The organism is Acinetobacter sp. ANC 5054 (assembly GCF_002135295.1).
Taxonomy (GTDB): Bacteria; Pseudomonadota; Gammaproteobacteria; order Pseudomonadales; family Moraxellaceae; genus Acinetobacter.
The window spans coordinates 54,631-72,486 of the sequence record NZ_NEGG01000008.1; the positions used below are offsets into that span (position 1 = coordinate 54,631).

At 38.8% G+C, this 17,856-nt stretch carries 17 protein-coding genes; 7 read left to right on the top strand and 10 right to left on the bottom strand.

Annotated elements, in window-relative coordinates; translation table 11 throughout:
• Positions 1-44: 44 nt before the first annotated feature.
• A complete protein-coding gene (locus B9T33_RS09545) occupies positions 45-875 on the bottom strand; it encodes an SDR family NAD(P)-dependent oxidoreductase (protein ID WP_086178688.1) in 831 nt (276 codons plus the stop codon).
• Positions 876-1,096: 221 nt separating this feature from the next.
• On the opposite strand from B9T33_RS09545, the gene B9T33_RS09550 reads away from it, so the two are divergent.
• From B9T33_RS09550 to phoR, 3 genes are all read left to right on the top strand, one after another.
• Entirely contained in the window at positions 1,097-1,804 is a 708-nt protein-coding gene (locus tag B9T33_RS09550) for a TetR/AcrR family transcriptional regulator (RefSeq protein WP_086178689.1), read from the top strand.
• A 233-nt stretch (positions 1,805-2,037) separates the two neighbouring features.
• The gene (gene phoB, locus B9T33_RS09555; protein WP_086178690.1) at positions 2,038-2,748 is read left to right on the top strand and encodes a phosphate regulon transcriptional regulator PhoB; all 711 of its coding nucleotides are present in this window, start codon (positions 2,038-2,040) and stop codon (positions 2,746-2,748) included.
• 22 nt (positions 2,749-2,770) lie between these two features.
• Complete coding sequence (gene phoR / locus B9T33_RS09560; protein ID WP_086178691.1) at positions 2,771-4,129, top strand: phosphate regulon sensor histidine kinase PhoR; 1,359 nt, start codon at positions 2,771-2,773, stop codon at positions 4,127-4,129.
• Here phoR and B9T33_RS09565 read toward each other — a convergent pair.
• From B9T33_RS09565 to B9T33_RS09575, 3 genes are all read right to left on the bottom strand, one after another.
• Positions 4,122-4,802 (bottom strand): glutathione S-transferase family protein, encoded by a 681-nt coding sequence (locus B9T33_RS09565; RefSeq protein WP_086178692.1) that lies wholly within the window; start codon positions 4,800-4,802, stop codon positions 4,122-4,124. The genes phoR and B9T33_RS09565 overlap by 8 nt on opposite strands.
• A gap of 170 nt (positions 4,803-4,972) precedes the next feature.
• Positions 4,973-5,371: an OsmC family protein gene (locus B9T33_RS09570; protein WP_086178693.1), complete on the bottom strand. Its 399-nt coding sequence runs from the start codon at positions 5,369-5,371 to the stop codon at positions 4,973-4,975.
• Between the two features lie 97 nt (positions 5,372-5,468).
• Positions 5,469-6,416: a pirin family protein gene (locus B9T33_RS09575; RefSeq protein WP_086178694.1), complete on the bottom strand. Its 948-nt coding sequence runs from the start codon at positions 6,414-6,416 to the stop codon at positions 5,469-5,471.
• Positions 6,417-6,806: 390 nt separating this feature from the next.
• On the opposite strand from B9T33_RS09575, the gene B9T33_RS09580 reads away from it, so the two are divergent.
• The 3 genes from B9T33_RS09580 (at position 6,807) to B9T33_RS09590 (ending at position 12,010) form a co-directional block, all read left to right on the top strand.
• Entirely contained in the window at positions 6,807-7,982 is a 1,176-nt protein-coding gene (locus tag B9T33_RS09580) for a GGDEF domain-containing protein (RefSeq protein WP_086178695.1), read from the top strand.
• 148 nt (positions 7,983-8,130) lie between these two features.
• A complete protein-coding gene (locus B9T33_RS09585) occupies positions 8,131-9,465 on the top strand; it encodes a GGDEF domain-containing protein (protein WP_086178784.1) in 1,335 nt (444 codons plus the stop codon).
• 115 nt (positions 9,466-9,580) lie between these two features.
• On the top strand, positions 9,581-12,010 hold the full coding sequence (locus B9T33_RS09590) for an AAA family ATPase (RefSeq protein WP_086178696.1): 2,430 nt from the start codon (positions 9,581-9,583) through the stop codon (positions 12,008-12,010).
• 115 nt (positions 12,011-12,125) lie between these two features.
• Here the strand turns inward: B9T33_RS09590 and guaA are convergent, their stop codons facing one another.
• The 3 genes from guaA to B9T33_RS09605 form a co-directional block, all read right to left on the bottom strand.
• Positions 12,126-13,694 carry a glutamine-hydrolyzing GMP synthase gene (gene guaA / locus B9T33_RS09595; RefSeq protein WP_086178697.1) on the bottom strand — a complete coding sequence of 523 codons (1,569 nt, stop codon included), beginning with the start codon at positions 13,692-13,694 and terminating at the stop codon, positions 12,126-12,128.
• 196 nt (positions 13,695-13,890) lie between these two features.
• Positions 13,891-14,256 (bottom strand): NirD/YgiW/YdeI family stress tolerance protein, encoded by a 366-nt coding sequence (locus B9T33_RS09600; RefSeq protein WP_228145809.1) that lies wholly within the window; start codon positions 14,254-14,256, stop codon positions 13,891-13,893.
• A gap of 148 nt (positions 14,257-14,404) precedes the next feature.
• Entirely contained in the window at positions 14,405-14,824 is a 420-nt protein-coding gene (locus B9T33_RS09605) for a DoxX family protein (protein WP_086178699.1), read from the bottom strand.
• A gap of 193 nt (positions 14,825-15,017) precedes the next feature.
• Between B9T33_RS09605 and B9T33_RS09610 the strand changes: the two genes are divergently transcribed.
• Positions 15,018-15,647 (top strand): DedA family protein, encoded by a 630-nt coding sequence (locus B9T33_RS09610; RefSeq protein WP_086178700.1) that lies wholly within the window; start codon positions 15,018-15,020, stop codon positions 15,645-15,647.
• A gap of 21 nt (positions 15,648-15,668) precedes the next feature.
• Here the strand turns inward: B9T33_RS09610 and B9T33_RS09615 are convergent, their stop codons facing one another.
• The 3 genes from B9T33_RS09615 to B9T33_RS09625 form a co-directional block, all read right to left on the bottom strand.
• Positions 15,669-16,262, bottom strand: a complete 594-nt coding sequence (locus B9T33_RS09615; RefSeq protein WP_086178701.1) for a LysE family translocator — start codon at positions 16,260-16,262, stop codon at positions 15,669-15,671.
• A 307-nt stretch (positions 16,263-16,569) separates the two neighbouring features.
• On the bottom strand, positions 16,570-16,971 hold the full coding sequence (locus tag B9T33_RS09620) for a hypothetical protein (RefSeq protein WP_086178702.1): 402 nt from the start codon (positions 16,969-16,971) through the stop codon (positions 16,570-16,572).
• A gap of 13 nt (positions 16,972-16,984) precedes the next feature.
• A complete protein-coding gene (locus B9T33_RS09625) occupies positions 16,985-17,821 on the bottom strand; it encodes a ParA family protein (RefSeq protein WP_086178703.1) in 837 nt (278 codons plus the stop codon).
• Positions 17,822-17,856 lie beyond the last annotated feature (35 nt).

Sequence of the window (17,856 nt, forward strand, 5' to 3'; positions counted from 1 at the left end):
AAAAAAGCCTACAAATGTAGGCTTTTTACTGTGCTTTGTACCGATTATTGACCAAATTTGGTCGCCATCGCAGTTAATTTTTGATAGCCCGTTGGCAATAAACGTTGAATCAAATCTATCGCTTTTGCGTCATTACCAATGAGTAAACGACGCTTGTCTTTTTGCACAGCCTCAATAATTTGACGCGCAGCTTCTTCTGGTGGGCAACGCAGGAATTTATTAAATGACTGTGCAGATTTTTGTGGATTCATGCCCAAACTTTTCATGCTGTCATTCATTTTGGCCGCATTGGCAATATTGGTACGAATACCGCCCGGATGTACGCACAGTGCGCTCACTCCGCAGTTCTCAATATCTAATTCTTGGCGTAGTGACTCGGTAAAACCACGTACTGCAAATTTCGTTGCATTATATGCAGACTGTGTTGGCTGAGCTGTTAAACCAAATAGACTCGAAATATTGATGATATGCCCTTCACCGCTTTGTTTAATATACGGTAGGAATTCTTTAGTGCCGTACACCACACCCCAGAAGTTAATATTTACAATCCATTCAAGCTCATCATAGCTTGCACCTTCAACGGTGGAACCTAAAGCTACACCCGCATTGTTAAAAATCATATTGACCGAGCCATGATCTTGAACTGTTTTTGCTGCCCAAGCTTTCATTGCTGCAAGATCTGCAACGTCAAGCTTTTGAGTGGTCACACGTACATTATGCGCTTTGACCAATTCAACCGTGGCTGCAAGCCCCTGTTCATTCACATCACTCAGTGATAAATGACAACCTTGTTTAGCCAATAAAACAGCAAGCTGTTGACCGATACCTGAACCTGCACCTGTAATGGCAGCCACTTTATTTTTGAAGTTTTTCATTGTGATTCCTTATTCCTTTTATGCTGCCCATTACGCCACTGCTGTGGTTAAAAACGTAATGATGTGCAGTGCTTGGCATTAATATAGTTTTGACAATACATATTGTCAATGTCATCTTGGGACGTACGATGTGTGACATTGACCTCGGCTTAAACATAGGTTTAAGCTAATTTTATTGCTAAAATACCCCTAAATTCTGACTCATTTCAGCGTATATTTTCATGACAGATGCAAACAACCAAACAGAACAACAACAGGCAAAAAATGTGAAAGAGCGCCAATTTAAAGGGCTTTCGCTGAGTGAACGCAAACAAGCGCGCCGTGAAAAGCTGATTGAAGCCGGAATTGAAACCTACGGCAGCCAAGGATTTTTTTCTGTCACCGTGAAAGATATTTGTCAGGAAGCCAAACTGACTGAACGCTATTTTTATGAATCTTTTAAAAAGAGTGAACAACTGTTTCAAACCATTTTTTTAAAACTGATTGATGAATTACAACAAAACGTTATGCAAGCCATTATGCAGGCGTCGACTGATCCAAAAAAAATGATTGAAGCAGGTCTGAGTGCATTACTCATTACACTCAAAGAAAATCCGCGTATGGCACGGATTATTTATATTGATGCCATGTTGGTTCAAGAACTACATAATCAAGCCACCATCCATGAAACCATGTCACGTTTTGACCGTATGATTCATGCTTTTGTCATGCTCATGATGCCAAATATTGACCGCTCTGAGCGTGAAATTTCGATGATTGCGACTGGTTTAAATGGCTATGTGACGCAAATTGCGATTCGTTGGGTCATGAGTGAATACAAACAACCGATGAAAGAAGTCCTATCATCATGTAGTGCGGTCTTTTTGGCTTTACTCGAATCCTTTTCTGAAAAAACAGCACAGCCATCGAAAAATACGCCTAAAAAATAAAGTTTTTGACTTTATTACGGGGCAATTACAATTTTCTTTTTAAAATTTTAAATGACAATAAAATGAAGCAAAGCCTGATGCTGCGAAATGTTCAGGCTTTAAATTGTCACAATTTCTTTCTAAAGCCAGATGAAAGATTCTTTTTGCAATGATACTGTCATAATTAATCTTTGTAATAAGCCTGTCATAAATATAAAACGGTCCACCGTTTGCATGAAATAGGGTATTGCGCTGTGAAAGATGACTATATTTTAATCGTCGATGACGAACTCCCAATTCGGGAAATGATTCACACTTCGCTAGATATGGCAGGTTTTCAATGCCAACAAGCTGAAGATGCGAAACAAGCACATCAAATGATTGTGGACCAACGCCCTGCATTGGTTCTACTCGATTGGATGATGCCGGGTGGCGTGAGTGGTGTCGACCTTTGCCGCCGCTTAAAACGTGATGAAACCCTTTCTGAAATTCCTGTCATTATGTTGACGGCTCGTGGAGAAGAAGACCATAAAGTGCAAGGTCTCGATGCGGGTGCTGACGACTACATGACCAAACCATTTTCTACACGTGAATTGGTTTCTCGCATTAAAGCCGTGCTGCGTCGCTCCAATGCACTGGGTGGAGAAAAAACCATTGATGCCAATGGTTTAGTACTTGATCCTGTGAGCCAACGTGTCAGCTTTGGTGATACCATTTTAGAAATGGGACCAACCGAATACCGTTTACTGGCATTTTTCATGACCCATCCTGAACGTGCCTATACGCGCGCGCAATTACTTGATCAAGTTTGGGGCGGAAACGTGTATATTGAAGACCGTACCATTGATGTGCATATTCGTCGCTTACGTAAAGTATTGGAACCCTTCCAAGCCGACCGTTATGTACAAACTGTTCGAGGTACAGGCTACCGTTTCTCGACCCGTGCAGATGCTGTGATGGGTTAATTTTCTAGGTCTTTAATTTTTTATGTACGAACCGTATCCCGTCCCTGAACTTGCCAGTGAACATAAAAGGTTCCGCTACAGCAGTTTATGGACCTTTGCCAAGCAGGATTTAAGACTGTTAGCGTTTTTCCTGCTCATTGCTGCCTGTATTGGCTTTGGGATTGGATATTTATGGATCTGCATTTTAATTGCCTTTGCGGTCTTTTTTGCCTTACAACTCCGTTCCTTGTACTTGGTCAATGAGTGGATTTCGAACCGCCCCTATGATGTTCCGCCCAACCTCGACGGAATTTGGGGTGCGCTGCTGTTTAATGTGTACCGTGCCCAGCGCCAAGAGCGGATTGTTCAAGCTGAAATGGTCGGTTTAATTGATCGTGCTCAATCATCTTTAGTGGCGCTCGCGGAAGCCGTGGTTTTAATAGATGAACTCCACCAAATTGAATGGTGGAATCCAGCTGCGGAAAAATTACTCGGTATTCAACAGCTCGATCATGGCCGTAACATCCTAAGTATTTTGCGTCAGCCAAGTTTTATCGAATATTTCACCAATATTGACCTCGCACCTGATGGTTTAAAAATGAAATCATCTGTTTTAGAAGATCATTATGTGCAAGTCAAACTCACGCGTTTTGGACGTGAAAGCCGATTGTTGGTGGCCTATGATGTCACCCGCATGCACAATCTCGAACAGATGCGTAAAGACTTTGTCGATAATATTTCACATGAACTGCGTACACCGCTAACCGTACTCAGTGGTTATATTGAAACCTTTACCGACCAAGAAGATCTTAATCCACGCTGGAAACGCGCATTTGATCAGATGCAATCACAAACGCGCCGTATGAATGCCTTGGTAAATGATTTATTACTGTTGTCTCGTTTAGAAAATGACAAAAAAGTTGCTAAAAATCAGATTATTGAAATGCCAAGCCTAATGAATCAATTATATGACGATGCCCATGCTTACAATGTCGATTATGGCCATACGCTAAATCTTGAAATTGATAGCCACTGCGATTTAATCGGTTCTGACACGGAATTGGCCAGTGCATTTAGCAACTTGATCACCAATGCCATTAAATACACCCCTAAAGGCGGCACAGTCACCATCGGCTGGCATGATGATGGTACACATGGTTATTTTACCGTTGAAGATACGGGTATCGGTATTGATCCAAAACATTTACCAAGACTGACTGAACGTTTTTATCGTGTTGATAGCGCACGAAGCCGCCAAACGGGTGGTACGGGCCTCGGTTTAGCCATCGTGAAACATGTATTAATGCAACATCAAGCCTACTTAGAAATTGAATCGAAAGAAAATCGTGGTTCAATTTTTAAAGTGGTCTTTCCAAAAGAACGCCTCTACCACGTCAGTTAAGTCGTGTTGCTTTCAACGCAAAACCTTGTTCAAGCTCCTGTTCCTGCTGGTGAGCACGAACAAAAGCGTCTCGGCTTTGCATACGTTGAATAAAATTCAGTATTTGCGGGTAACTACCAGAGGTTCTTGACATCAATGCCTGCAAAGGAAAGGTCATTTGAATGTCAGCAAAGCTAAATGGCCCAGCAAAATATTCATGTTCAGCTAAATAATTTTCAATAAATTGAATATGATCTTTTAGCCGCGGACGGACAAAATTATTCTTCACCCCTTCACAGATTCGGTTGGCTATAGGTTTAATAATCCAAGGGACATGGCGCGGCACATTGGTCATCACCAATTGCATCACCAATAGTGGCATTAAAGACCCTTCCGCATAATGCATCCAGTAGCGATATTGCTGCTTCGATTGCTGAGTCTTCGGCGCAAAATAATCATGTCGATCATACTGTTCTTGCAAGTATTCTAATATAGCTGCGGATTCTGCCAAGACCAACCCATCATCCGTTAAGATCGGTGCCTTGCCTAAAGGGTGAATTGCCTTGAGCTCAGGTGGTGCGGATAAATTTGGCATGCGTGGATAAAACTTAATTTGATAATCCAAACCCAATTCTTGCATCGCCCATAGAATCCGAAAGGAACGAGATTTTTCTAAATGGTGTAGAACACGCATATATTGAACTCCAGTAGAATGAAGGAATATTTTTATCTGGCAGGTTTTATTCTTATTTTAAAATTGGTCTGTTGAAGTGCAGCCATAGAAATCAAAACTGCATCACAAACACATAGAATCTAAAATCCCAAGCTACACATCAAATACAAGTTTTTCATTATGGATTTTGTTTAAATCAGTGTGGTTTTAATCTCAACACTACGCAATAACGTTTTAGTCACTGGGGTTTTTTCACAAATTGCGAGGACTTTCTGCTCGAGTTCAGCATCAAGTGCTGTTTGGAAATGTACGCGGCGTTCAATCCACTCAACACCTTCACGGTTGGCACAAAAATCCGCTTCAACACTAAACTCACCTAAAGTAATCTGCTTATGTGCAGCATACATTCTTAAGGTAATCATGGTGCAGGAAATAAGGGATGCACACAATAAATCGTACGGTGCAGGACCAAGGTCACCACCACCAAAGGATTCAGGTTTATCGGTCACCAGTTGATGCTGTCCAGTTTGAATATCCCCAGCCCATGCAGCTTCTCGGGTGATTACTTTTGCTGTTGCGATCAAACCCATTTTTTATTTTCCTCTCAAAATATATCGATGCTTAAGATCAGCACCGATATATGTATGCTAATTTTCAGAAAGTGATCTTTTACTTTTAATATTTGTCTTAACGTGAAGCACGCATTTTGTCAGGAAATGCAGGGGCTTCTAGTCTTGGCCCTTCATAATCAGGAATAGAACCGAAACGCTCATCCTGATTTATCCATTGCTCACGCGCTAAATTAAGCTCTTCTTGCGTACGCCCAACAAAGTTCCACCAAAGTAAAATTGGCGATTCAAATGGTTCACCACCCAGCAATAAAACCCGACTACCTGCATGCACATCAATTTTAACTTGTTTTAAACCGGGTTCTAACACCACCATATTGTCTTCATTCAACTCATGCCCATTGACTGTGGCTGTCCCCTCTAAGGCCATAAAGCCGTATTCAAATTTAGGGTTCAAAGGTAGCGTAGCACTGGTGCTGTCTTGCGCAGATAAATCGACTCCAAGCAATTCACTATGCACCTGCACAGGAGAACGTGTCGCCAAGAACTCGCCCACCAATACCGTAAATTCAATGCCATCTTGGCTAAGCACAGGCAATTCGGGGTAATGGTCAAAGCGCGGTGCCATATTGATTTTATCATCAGGTAAGGCAATCCAAAGCTGTGCTGCATGCATTTGTGTTTCAGTATCTGGCGCGACTTCGGTATGTGAAATGCCATAACCAGCCGTCATCAAATTCACTTGTTTAGGCTGAATAAGCTGATGCGTACCTAAACTATCGGTATGCATCATGGTGCCATCAATCATCCATGTGAAGGTTTGCAAACCAATATGTGGGTGCGGACCGACATCCAAACCATCACCTTGTGGAAAATGGACAGGACCCGCATGGTCTAAGAAGCACCATGCTCCAATCATCCTTTTATGTCGACTCGGCAAAGCACGCTTAATGACCGTCCCTTGACCAATTTCGGCACGACGTAACGGGAATTCTTGAATAAATTGATTGACGTATTTTTCACAATCGTCTGAATGAGATAATTCTGTGTAATTGGTGTTGGTCATATCACTACCCTAAATTTGGCTAAACCGTCATTTTCAAGCGGCTGTTGCTATACGTTTTTTACATTATATCTGCATATTTTTAATCATCTTCAGCTGTCATTAATACGCTGAATCACAGCAATAGGACAATAGCTAATTTGTTGCCTAATATGACATACCTATATATCGTCTCGTAGATTTTTTATGCACCTTGTATGATTAAAATCACTTGTGAAATTCATGTGAATTGTAAATATAAGTAACAGTATCCTCATGCACCAAAAATCCTTCCATTCTCATAAACAATCAAACCTTTGATATATTTTATTTTATTTTTTAGTAAAATTGAGATAGATTAACCGTGTTACATAAACTCACACAAGAGCGAATCCGAATTGACGGTAATCACGCATGATCAACGAGTACAAAAAAGAATCACGTGTGTTAATTAAAAAGGTACTGAAACAATCGTTTGTTCATGTGCCTGCTCAATTTCGCCAAGAGTTTTATCATTATCATCAGCCACAATTGTTTAAATTTTTCCTACAGGTCAATCTTGTCGCTCAATTGGCGTATATCTCATACGTTATAGCGGATTGGTTTATTCTCAGCGATGTTGGCTTCACTGCAATCATTTTAAAAAGCCTATATACCCTCTGCATGGCTTTGACGACGATTGCCATTTATAAGTTTAGTAAAAGTATTTTACTGTTTGATCTGATGCTCCCGATGTCGATCATTGGTGCAAGTATTTTGTGGTTTTGGCTGCTCAATCTGTCCAACAGTCCCGATGTCCCAATCTATTTATATGCCTCTTTGGTTTTTATTGTATTGGCCAATCTCTGTGTGCAAATTCGCTTTAAGGCAGTCTTGCTGATTTCTTTCTGTATAAGCTGCATTATGCTGTACGGTGCGTATGTTGCTGTTTCAGGTAATTTACATCAACTTAAACTATTTGCACTGATCTATACTCCAGTCCTGCTTTTTAGCTTATATATCAGCTGGAATTCGACACAAAAATCTCGAATTGTGTTTTTACATAGCAAATTAGATCAATTAAACCGTGAAGCTCTGAATATCATGGCACACACAGATGTATTGACTGGCCTTAATAATCGACGGCATTTTATTCAATTGGCCAATTACCATATTCATGGTCAGCTCAAACCGATACAACCCTTAACTTTACTGATGTTTGATGTCGATAAGTTTAAAAATATCAACGATCAATATGGGCACTTTATTGGTGATCATGTTTTACAACAGATTGCTGACATCAGCCGAAATGCGTTACGCAGCCAAGATATTATTGCTCGCTTTGGTGGTGAAGAATTTATCATCCTTTTACCGCGAACCACTCTGCATCAAGCTCAAGAAATTGCTGAAAGGCTCCGAAAAGCAATCGAATCATCTTATTTAAAACTTGAGACACAGCAAAAGCTTAAGTTTACCGTGTCGATTGGGATCGCTGAATTTGGACAAAAAAATCGTGATTTACACAACGTGATCCGCATGGCAGATCAAGCACTTTATCAAGCTAAGGCTTCGGGTAGGAACGCAATATCAATTTATAAAACAGCAAGTTAAAACACAATTTGTAACACTCTATTGCACTGTTTTTGATCATGTATTCCATAAAATACCTAGTTTCAGGTAGTTCATTTCGCCCAATTTTTATCCATAATTTTTGTAAGCTTTTAGCTATTGGAGAAAGGTCATGTCGGTTAATGTACGAATGAGTTCCCGGACTGATTCGTCTGCTCATGGGGACCATAAAAATCAGGCACATATGTTGAAATTGTCTGAATGTGATCTTGCAAATCGCGCTGAGATTGAACAAGCGCTTGCGGACCCTTATGCGCGTATCCCTAGCCAGTTTAAAAGTTATTTTTTAAAGCATCAGTATAGCCATCAACTGCCTTATCTCCGTCAAATCAACTACATCGCACAGATTACCTTTCTGCTGTATTTCTTTGCAGATATGTTAATTATTCCTGACATGCTTTTTTGGTCAGGTTTATCTCGTGTTGCCATGGTCCTTGCTTCATTAATCGTTTGTTTTTATTTTTTTAGAAGCAAAAAAGACATTCGACTCTTGGATATGATTCTTCCCATTTCAACTACATGTAGTACCGCAATTTGGATTGGCTTATTACTGGCATCCAATAGTCCCTTTGTCTCTTCTTATATCTATGCTGCTGCTATCTTTATTTTAATTGCCAATGTCAGCATACAAACTCAGTTTAAGCCTGCACTATATTGCTCAGGCATGATTACTGCGTTGGTCTATTTTGCTGTGGTAAAGTTGCTGGCTTGGCAGCAAGCATTAATCTTTGTGGTTGTTTCAATCCCTATTTGGATGATCAGCCTGCATATGAGTTGGAACAATACCCTCAATGCACGTCGACATTTTTTGCGGACGCTCTTAGACGATTGGAATATGCATACCTTGAAAAATTTGGCGCATACAGACGAATTAACGCAGCTTTATAACCGCCGTCAGTTTGTCCAAGTTGCAGAGCATCGTATTCATGAATGGCCGACGCCTGCGAGCACCTGTTTACTCATGTTTGATGTCGATCATTTTAAAAAGATCAATGATAATTATGGACATGATGTCGGGGACCAAGTGCTGCAATGCATTGCCGAAACGACACGTAAGGAAATGCGTCAAAAGGATGTATTGGCACGCTTTGGCGGTGAAGAATTTATTGTGCTTCTGTCAGAAACACAAATTCAAGATGCGATGTTAATTGCTGAACGAATTCGTTTAACACTTCAAAATCAATGTTTGCTAAATATCGCGAATCACCCTATTAAATTCACAGTTTCCATTGGTGTTTCACAGCTTAAATCACATAAACAAAATTTGAATGAACTGATTAAACAAGCTGATATTGCATTGTATCGTGCTAAAGAAAATGGGCGTAATCGTGTTGAGCGCTATGACCCAACAATGAAACCAGAAAATAAAGCCACTAAAGCGTGGAAGTCATTTAGCCATAAAACCAAAAGTGAATCAAAAATCGAAAATCAAAACGATCCATCATGGTCAATTGTATATAAATAAAATGTAGATAAAAAAAGAGCGCTGGTGCGCTCTTTTTTTATTGAACAAATCTCAACCAAAAAGTATATTTAAAAAATCAATAAATATTTGAATATTAAAAAATTAAGGGGAAAAGGTGAAAATTAAGCGTATATCAAAAATTGATAATTTTTCAATTTTTAAAAATTTTGATTGGAATACTCATCTATCCATAGCCAATCAACAGAATCAAACTTATGACTTTAAAGATATCAACATTTTCTATGGTCGAAATTATTCAGGAAAAACTAGCCTTTCTAAAATTATTCGGGCATTAGAAACCAAAAGAATATCGAGTAAATATGATAACCCTAATTTTGAAATTCAATTTCAAACAGGCAACCCAATTACCCAAGTAAATCTTTCAGAGTTCACTCACCCAATTCATGTTTACAACTCCGATTTCGTCAAAGAAAACTTAAAATTCATTCATGATGAAAATGCAAATATTGAATCTTTTTCTGTGACATTAGGTGGTGAAAATCAGCAGATTTTAGATAAAATTACACAGTTAGAAATCGAGCTTGGCTCAAATGAAGAAATTAGTAAATCTGGTATATATCTTGATATTCACAATAAAGATAATGAACTTAAAAGTGCTAAAACTGATCACCAAACTAAAGTACGTAACTTAGATAAAAACTTATCAGATAAAGCAACTCGTGGCTTAGAATCGATAAAATATCAACATGACCTTTTTGGTGAGATTAATTACAACATAACTAAGCTTAATAGCGATATCGCTGAAGCTAAAAAATCTAATTTTCAAGTTTTAACTGACGATCAAAAAGCAGAAAAACTAGCATTAATAAGACAAACTGAATTACCCTCTCCACCTGACATACCTAAATACACTTTAAACTTCTTGTCACTTGTTCAAGCAACTAATGAAACTTTAAAAACTGTTGTTAGCCTTAGTGGCAAAATTGACGAATTAACAAATAACCCTACACTAAACGCATGGGTACAAACAGGACATCAACTCCACCATAATCGAGACACTTGTGCATTTTGTAGTAACAAGATTTCAGAAGAAAGAGAACAATCTCTTAAACAACATTTCAATCAAGAATTTCAACTCCTTCAGAGCAGAATATCAAAAGGTATTCAGTTTCTAGATAATGATTTAAATAGTGAAATATTAAAATTCACTTTAGATCTTAATCTCTATTATCAACAATATTACTCTAAGCTATCAGCATTAAGCTCAAATCTACACTCTACTTTTAGTAAGCAAAAAGCATCACTTAAACAACTCAAAGTAGCACTCGAGCAGAAACTAGAGAACCCTTTTATAGAAGTAGAATCTATAAATCCGCAAGATTATTCTCTGGAAATAACAACTATTCTTAAGCAAATTTCTGATATTAGAGATAAGTGTATTCAATTAAATAGTGACTTAAAAAATCAACAAATAGAAGCTAAAAATGCATTGCGCCTCAACCACGTATATCATTTCTTACAGGATATTAATTACACACAACAAAATTTAGATATCGACCTATCTTTTCAAGCAATTGAACCATTAAAAACAGAACTCGAAACACTCAATTCTAGAAAAGCTACAATACTGTCAGACATTGAGATTGAAAAAGCGAAATTAAAATCTGAGGGTGAAGCATGTAGATGCATTAATGAAATTCTACAGCATGATTTTGGTCATCAATACTTGAGTCTTGAGCCTATTGAAACCGTTAGTACTAATGGGCAATCTATAAAATTTGAAATACAGCGACTTAAGAATGGAGTTAAAACTAAAGCTCACAATTTGAGTGAGGGCGAATGTAGTTTAATTTCTTTTTGCTATTTTTTGGCTAAAATCCAAGATGATTTAGATCAAGGTAATAAACCAATTATTTGGATTGATGATCCTATTAGTAGTTTAGATAGTAACCATATTTTCTTTATTTTTTCACTAATTGAAGAAAAAATAGTCGTCAATCAAAAATTTGGGCAACTGTTTATATCAACACATAATTTAGAGTTTTTAAAATACCTAAAACGGCTCAATGGCAAAAAATGGGGCAACATACAATTTTTCATTATTAAAAGAAACTTTGATTCCTCAGCTATAGTTCAAATGCCAAATTATATGAAAAACTATTTTTCAGAACTTAACTTCCTATTTCATCAACTACATCTGTGCGCAAGCGAAGAAAACATTAACGATCAAAACTATAATGTTTTTTATAACTTCCCCAATAATGCTAGAAAATTTTTGGAGCTATATTCTAACTTTCACTATCCCGATGGATTCTCTAACACAGATACTGAAAAGCTCAAATCTCTTTGGGGTGAACATTTAGTATTTACCTTTACAGATAGAATTAATAATGAATATTCGCACTTAGCAGGAATATTCGAAAGATCCTTTACTCCCTTAGAACAACCTGAGATGAATAAAGCTTCTTTTGCTATTTTAAAAAGAATTATTGCGTTAAATCCAAGACAATATGAAGGTTTCTTAAAAAGCATTGGAATCGAATCAACTGCTCTAGATCCACTTTACATAAAACTAACCACATAAAAAAAGAGCGCCGAAGCGCTCTTTTTTATTGAAATAATTAGGTTACCCTAAATAGCCTCAAGCATAGCCTTTGCCGTAATTTAGGCAAGAAACGTTGTTTCTTGAAAGCCCTAAATTACTCCCATTCAATCGTAGCTGGTGGTTTAGACGATACGTCATACACCACACGAGAAACGTCAGCAATTTCGTTCATGATACGAGTCGAAATTTTATCGACTAGATCATAAGGAAGGTGTGCGAAACGTGCAGTCATGAAGTCTACAGTTTCAACTGCGCGAAGTGCGATTACCCATGCATAACGACGGCCATCACCGACTACACCAACAGATTTAACGGGTTGGAATACCGCAAATGCTTGAGCAGTTTTGTCATACCAGCCACTTGCGCGAAGTTCTTGCATAAAGATGTCATCAGCAAGACGAAGAATATCTGCATATTCTTTTTTCACTTCGCCAAGGATACGCACACCAAGACCTGGGCCTGGGAATGGATGACGGTAAAGCATTTCAAATGGAAGACCTAAAGTTGTACCTAAACGGCGAACTTCGTCTTTAAACAAATCACGGATTGGCTCAACCAATTCAAAAGCTAAATCTTCTGGTAAACCACCCACGTTATGGTGTGATTTAATCACATGTGCCTTACCGTTTTTAGTTGCAGCAGATTCGATCACGTCTGGGTAAATCGTACCTTGAGCAAGGAAGTTTACGCCATCAAGTTTACGCGCTTCTTCAGCAAAGACTTCGATGAATTCACGACCAATGATTTTACGTTTTTTCTCAGGATCAACTTCGCCCGCAAGCGCAGTTAAGAAACGATTTTCAGCATCAGCACGAATTACACGGATACCCATGTTTTTCGCAAACATGTCCATCACTTGCTCGCCTTCGTTCAAACGAAGTAAACCGTTATCCACGAATACGCAAGTCAATTGATCGCCAATCGCTTTATGTAAAAGCGCAGCAACAACCGATGAATCCACACCACCTGAAAGACCCAAAAGAACTTTTTGATCGCCAATTTGCGCGCGAAGTTGTTCAACACGTAAATCGATAATGTTTTCTGAGTTCCAAAGGTTACGGCAACCGCAAATTCCGTGAACGAAGTTTGATAACAACTCAGCACCTTTCGCTGTGTGAGTCACTTCTGGATGGAATTGGATACCGTAGAAACGACGCGCTTCGTCAGACACCATTGCGAATGGGCAGCTTGGGGTACTTGCAGTTACTTGGAAACCTTCTGGAATCGCAGTTACTTTATCGCCGTGACTCATCCAAACTTTCAGTTTGTTTGCTGAATCTTCAAGGTCACCAATTAAAGCATCACGGACTTTAATATCAACTTCTGCATAACCAAATTCATGTACTGTACCTGGCTCTACTTTACCGCCAAGTTGTTCTGACATGGTTTGTAGACCATAGCAAATACCAAGTACTGGTACACCAAGTTCAAATACAACTTGTGGTGCGCGCGGACTACCTTCTTCATGAACACTTTCTGGACCACCTGAAAGGATGATCCCGTTTGGGTTAAATGCACGAATGTCTTCTTCAGACATATCAAATGCGTACATTTCTGAATAAACACCAGCTTCACGTACACGACGTGCAATAAGCTGACTATATTGAGAACCGAAATCCAAAATCAGGATACGGTCTTCAGTAATTTGGGTATTGGTAGTCATGGCAAACAACTATGCAGGCAACGAATATAAGCGCCGTATTCTAGCATTTTTCTCGGACTTTCGCACACTATTCGGACAGGGCCATAAATAATGATTTTTATTGCTTTTTTCACATCATAAAATGAGTCATTCAGAGACAGGCATCATCGGCTTTTTAAAATGATGCCTGCGGGGCCAATTTCACCTCAATACACTTTTATTCTGTCAGTTTTTCTATCTTGACCACTTCTACATCTGTCGGCTTGTAGCGGTGCGTATCAACTTCCCCTACCACACGCACTTTTTCCCCTGCTTGAATGCCTGCGTCTTTCCAAAGATCATTGTCAATTTCCAGCAAAATTAATCCAGTTCCGTCATCAAATTCATAATTTTCCTGATTCAAATGCTTAACCAAAGTCCCTGAAAGCGTGATTGCAGTTGCATCTGGCAAGCCTTTAATATCCGCGACTTGTACATGGCGTTCACTGGCTGCCTGAATAATAGCAAGATCATCTCCAGCCCAAAGCTGGGAACTGACGCAAACAGCGCTGGCAAATAACATGAGTGCGATTTTTTTATTCATTTTCATACCTGTTATGCAATGTTTTAGTATTCAATCTAAACAAAATTCTGTCCAGAGTTGAGTGAGTTTTTGTAACGTTTTCAAGCAAAAATAAAGCGGTTTCCAGTCAGGCTGAGAACCGCTTTATTGTATTGCTGTACTACGCGTCTTATTTTTTTTCGATCAAATGATCAAGACTAATTTTACCTGCACCATGTAACATTAAGAATAATAAGCCACCTGACATAGCTAAGTTTTTCATAAGGTTAATTGCATCCTTAGCACCATTATGGAAGATAAATGCTGTAATTAAGCTAAATACCGTTAAGCCCAATGCCGCAAAGCATGCTTGAAATCCAAAGAGTAAGGCTAAACCACCGCCAAGCTCAACCAAAATCGTCAAGGGAAGCAGCGCTGCTGGAACACCCATCGACTCCATATAACCTGCCGTTGCGCTATAACCTGTAATTTTTCCCCAGCCTGCCACTATAAAAATATAGGCCATTAAAATACGTGCAATGAGGCTGATCACGGCATTAACTTGTGGCTGTAGACTGAAATTTTTCACGATCACATTTGGATTAAACATAGTAAAACCTAATTTAATATTGCTCAGAAGATGTGCACAGCTTAGGTCGTTTCTTATTCTATTTAAATATGATTTTTTAAGATTCATCATTCTATTTATAGAACAAGCGCTTGGGAAATTAATTACGTTTTAATACTGACTTTGCCTATCGGGACTGATAGCATTTGGGCACTATTTCACGTATTAAAGCCCCATGGAACTGATTGATTTTATATTACATGTTGATGACCATTTACTCGAGTTTATAACCAATTATGGCGTATGGATATATGCAATTCTGTTTCTAATTATTTTTGTCGAAACGGGTCTAGTGGTCATGCCGTTTTTACCCGGTGATAGCTTACTTTTTGCAGCGGGTGCATTGGCAGCGTCTACAGGTGTCATGGATCCATGGGTTTTGGTCGTTTTACTCTTTATCGCAGCAGTATTAGGCGATACGTTGAATTACCATATTGGTAAATATATTGGTCCACGTGTATTTGAAATTGAATCTCGTTTTATTAACCGTCAGCATTTGGTAAATACACAAAAATTCTTTGAAAAACATGGTGGTAAAACCATTATTTTTGCACGTTTTATTCCATTCGCACGTACATTTGCACCCTTTGTCGCAGGTGCAGGCAGCATGAATTATAAGTTTTTCCTGACGTATAACATGATTGGGGCCATTTGTTGGGTAGGTTCGTTTATTGCCTTAGGTTACGTATTTGGCAACATGCCGATTGTCAAAGACAACTTTACCCACTTAATTTTCGGCATCATTATTATCAGTGTATTGCCGGGTATAATTGGCTTTATTCGTGCCAAACTTAAAAAATCATAAATGATACGTAGTAAATTGGTCTTAAGAAAAAAAGCGTAGAACCACAGGAAACATCCCTAAAATCAACATCAAGGCCGACCCTTTATATAAGAAATCGGCCTTAATTTTTTGCGTTTTCCCTGCCAAAATAACACGACCAAATGACATCCAAAATAGTGCCACAGGTAGCAAGACCATACTAAACACAGCAAATACACTAATGAAATTAAACGGGCTATCCCATGTTTCATATGGGAAAATTCCGGCAGCAAACAAGAGTGCTTTCGGGTTTTTTAAAGAGGCTAAAAACAGCTCACGTGGTTGAATCGAAGGATGTTTTTGATTGTACTGATACAGATGTGAGGTCTTCCATAAGTGAAAAGCCAACCACAGCACGTAAACAATACTTAGAAAATGTAAGATATGAATCAGGTTAGGCCAAACTGGTGTGCTTAAATGAATAATCAACGCCCAAATGTTAATGGCATAGAAATAACCCAACAGTTCTGCTGGAATCAGTTTAGTCGTTTGACTAATCCCTTTTTGATGTGCAGAGCTTGCCAATAATGCATTGGTTGGACCTGGGGTCATAAGCACCGCAATCATCGCCAATACAAAAAGCCAACTCTCAATCATAAAATTTGTTCAACCGTGTTAAAGCGCACACCTTAGCCGAAACTAATTTGCAAAAACAAGTACGCGAGAGGTCAGATCAAATGAATCTAGAATGAATCATCAAAAGAAATAGTAATGAGTTAAATTGCAATTTTTAATCTAGTCTAAATTTTTTATTTATTATTTTCAAAAGCTTATTATTTTTAAACTATGACATTTTGATGACCAGCGGATTTAAAAAAAATGCCAGCACACGCTTGGTCTACTGACATTTTTTATTACACTTTTCTCAGGAGGGAAAGTTATTTCCCGTCACGAATCACAGGATTTATTTTGTTTTGGTTGCAGAATTAGCTCTCACAATAATCGGGCAACCTTTAAATTTTGCAGCTTGAACAATGGCTTCTTGCTCACCTAAAACACGTGAAATTTCAGTACGTTTGGTATTTGATGACTGTCCCATATTGACTGAAATACTTGGACCAATTCCCCAACCACCGCGGCTACCCCAACCACCACCAAGACCAACACCGACACCCACGCCTGTACGTTTAGGCGTTTCTACACCATTTTCAATGTAGTCATGAATACGGTTATATTCGCTTTGAAGTTGCTGACAACTCAAAGACTGATACTGTGTCGGTGAAACATATGCAGGTTTAGGCGTGCTCGCACATGCGCCTAACAACACACTACCCAAAGCCACTAAACCAATTTGATATGTTTTCATAAATTTCTCGATACTACTTCTGCTCAATTTCATTGAACAATGATTGATAGGCTTGCGTCAATTTATGATCTGCAGCCAAATGAATTAATGGTAGATTTTTGTGATGCGATTCTTTCATCATTACTGAAGGAGGCAGCATATTGTCTAATACTGGTAAGCCTTCATCTTTGAGTTGCTGCACCACTTCACGTGGTAGTTTCGCTTGGGCTTGGAACTGATTGACCACAATACCTTCTATTTCAAGGTGGTCGTTATGATCGTCCTGCGTTTCTAGTACATTTTCAATTAAGGTTTGCAACGCACGTTTTGAAAAGACGTCACAATCAAAGGGAATCAACACACGATCAGCTGCGATCAGTGCAGATAAGGTAAAGAAATTGAACGCAGGTGGTGTATCAATAAAGACGCGATCATACTGAGCCGAAATCTGCTGCAAGGCATCACGTAATTTATAAATTTTATGTTTTGACTCTAAGGCATGTGCCAAAGCCCCCAAAGTTGGGCTGGCTGGAATCACATCAAGATTTTTAAATGGCGACTGATGCACATAACTTTCTAGACCTTTTGTACGATTTTTTAGAATCGAACCAATGGCGTTGCCCAATAAACCTTTACTTTGCTGTGTTCCAAGTACCTCATCAAAATAATTTTCAATGTTCGGTTCCAAGGCAGGTTTATCGGCAGAATATGTCGCATCATCCCCCAATAAGTACTGGCTTGAATTGGCTTGTGGATCGAGATCGATCACCAACGTTTTCAAGCCCTGATGTGCACTCATTGCTGCCAAATTGACAGTAATACTTGATTTACCAACGCCACCTTTTTGGTTAAACACCACACGTGTTCGCATTCAAAACCCTCTAATCTTTGTATTTTTCTATTCAG

Coding starts and splice junctions, on each gene's coding strand:
- guaA (WP_086178697.1), bottom strand. CDS start 13,694: ATGACTACCAATACCCAAATTACTGAAGACCGTATCCTGATTTTGGAT.
- B9T33_RS09565 (WP_086178692.1), bottom strand. CDS start 4,802: ATGCGTGTTCTACACCATTTAGAAAAATCTCGTTCCTTTCGGATTCTA.
- phoR (WP_086178691.1), top strand. CDS start 2,771: ATGTACGAACCGTATCCCGTCCCTGAACTTGCCAGTGAACATAAAAGG.
- B9T33_RS09620 (WP_086178702.1), bottom strand. CDS start 16,971: ATGAAAACATATCAAATTGGTTTAGTGGCTTTGGGTAGTGTGTTGTTA.
- B9T33_RS09610 (WP_086178700.1), top strand. CDS start 15,018: ATGGAACTGATTGATTTTATATTACATGTTGATGACCATTTACTCGAG.
- B9T33_RS09575 (WP_086178694.1), bottom strand. CDS start 6,416: ATGACCAACACCAATTACACAGAATTATCTCATTCAGACGATTGTGAA.
- B9T33_RS09615 (WP_086178701.1), bottom strand. CDS start 16,262: ATGATTGAGAGTTGGCTTTTTGTATTGGCGATGATTGCGGTGCTTATG.
- B9T33_RS09570 (WP_086178693.1), bottom strand. CDS start 5,371: ATGGGTTTGATCGCAACAGCAAAAGTAATCACCCGAGAAGCTGCATGG.
- B9T33_RS09580 (WP_086178695.1), top strand. CDS start 6,807: ATGATCAACGAGTACAAAAAAGAATCACGTGTGTTAATTAAAAAGGTA.
- B9T33_RS09605 (WP_086178699.1), bottom strand. CDS start 14,824: ATGTTTAATCCAAATGTGATCGTGAAAAATTTCAGTCTACAGCCACAA.
- B9T33_RS09550 (WP_086178689.1), top strand. CDS start 1,097: ATGACAGATGCAAACAACCAAACAGAACAACAACAGGCAAAAAATGTG.
- B9T33_RS09625 (WP_086178703.1), bottom strand. CDS start 17,821: ATGCGAACACGTGTGGTGTTTAACCAAAAAGGTGGCGTTGGTAAATCA.
- B9T33_RS09585 (WP_086178784.1), top strand. CDS start 8,131: ATGAGTTCCCGGACTGATTCGTCTGCTCATGGGGACCATAAAAATCAG.
- B9T33_RS09545 (WP_086178688.1), bottom strand. CDS start 875: ATGAAAAACTTCAAAAATAAAGTGGCTGCCATTACAGGTGCAGGTTCA.
- B9T33_RS09600 (WP_228145809.1), bottom strand. CDS start 14,256: ATGAATAAAAAAATCGCACTCATGTTATTTGCCAGCGCTGTTTGCGTC.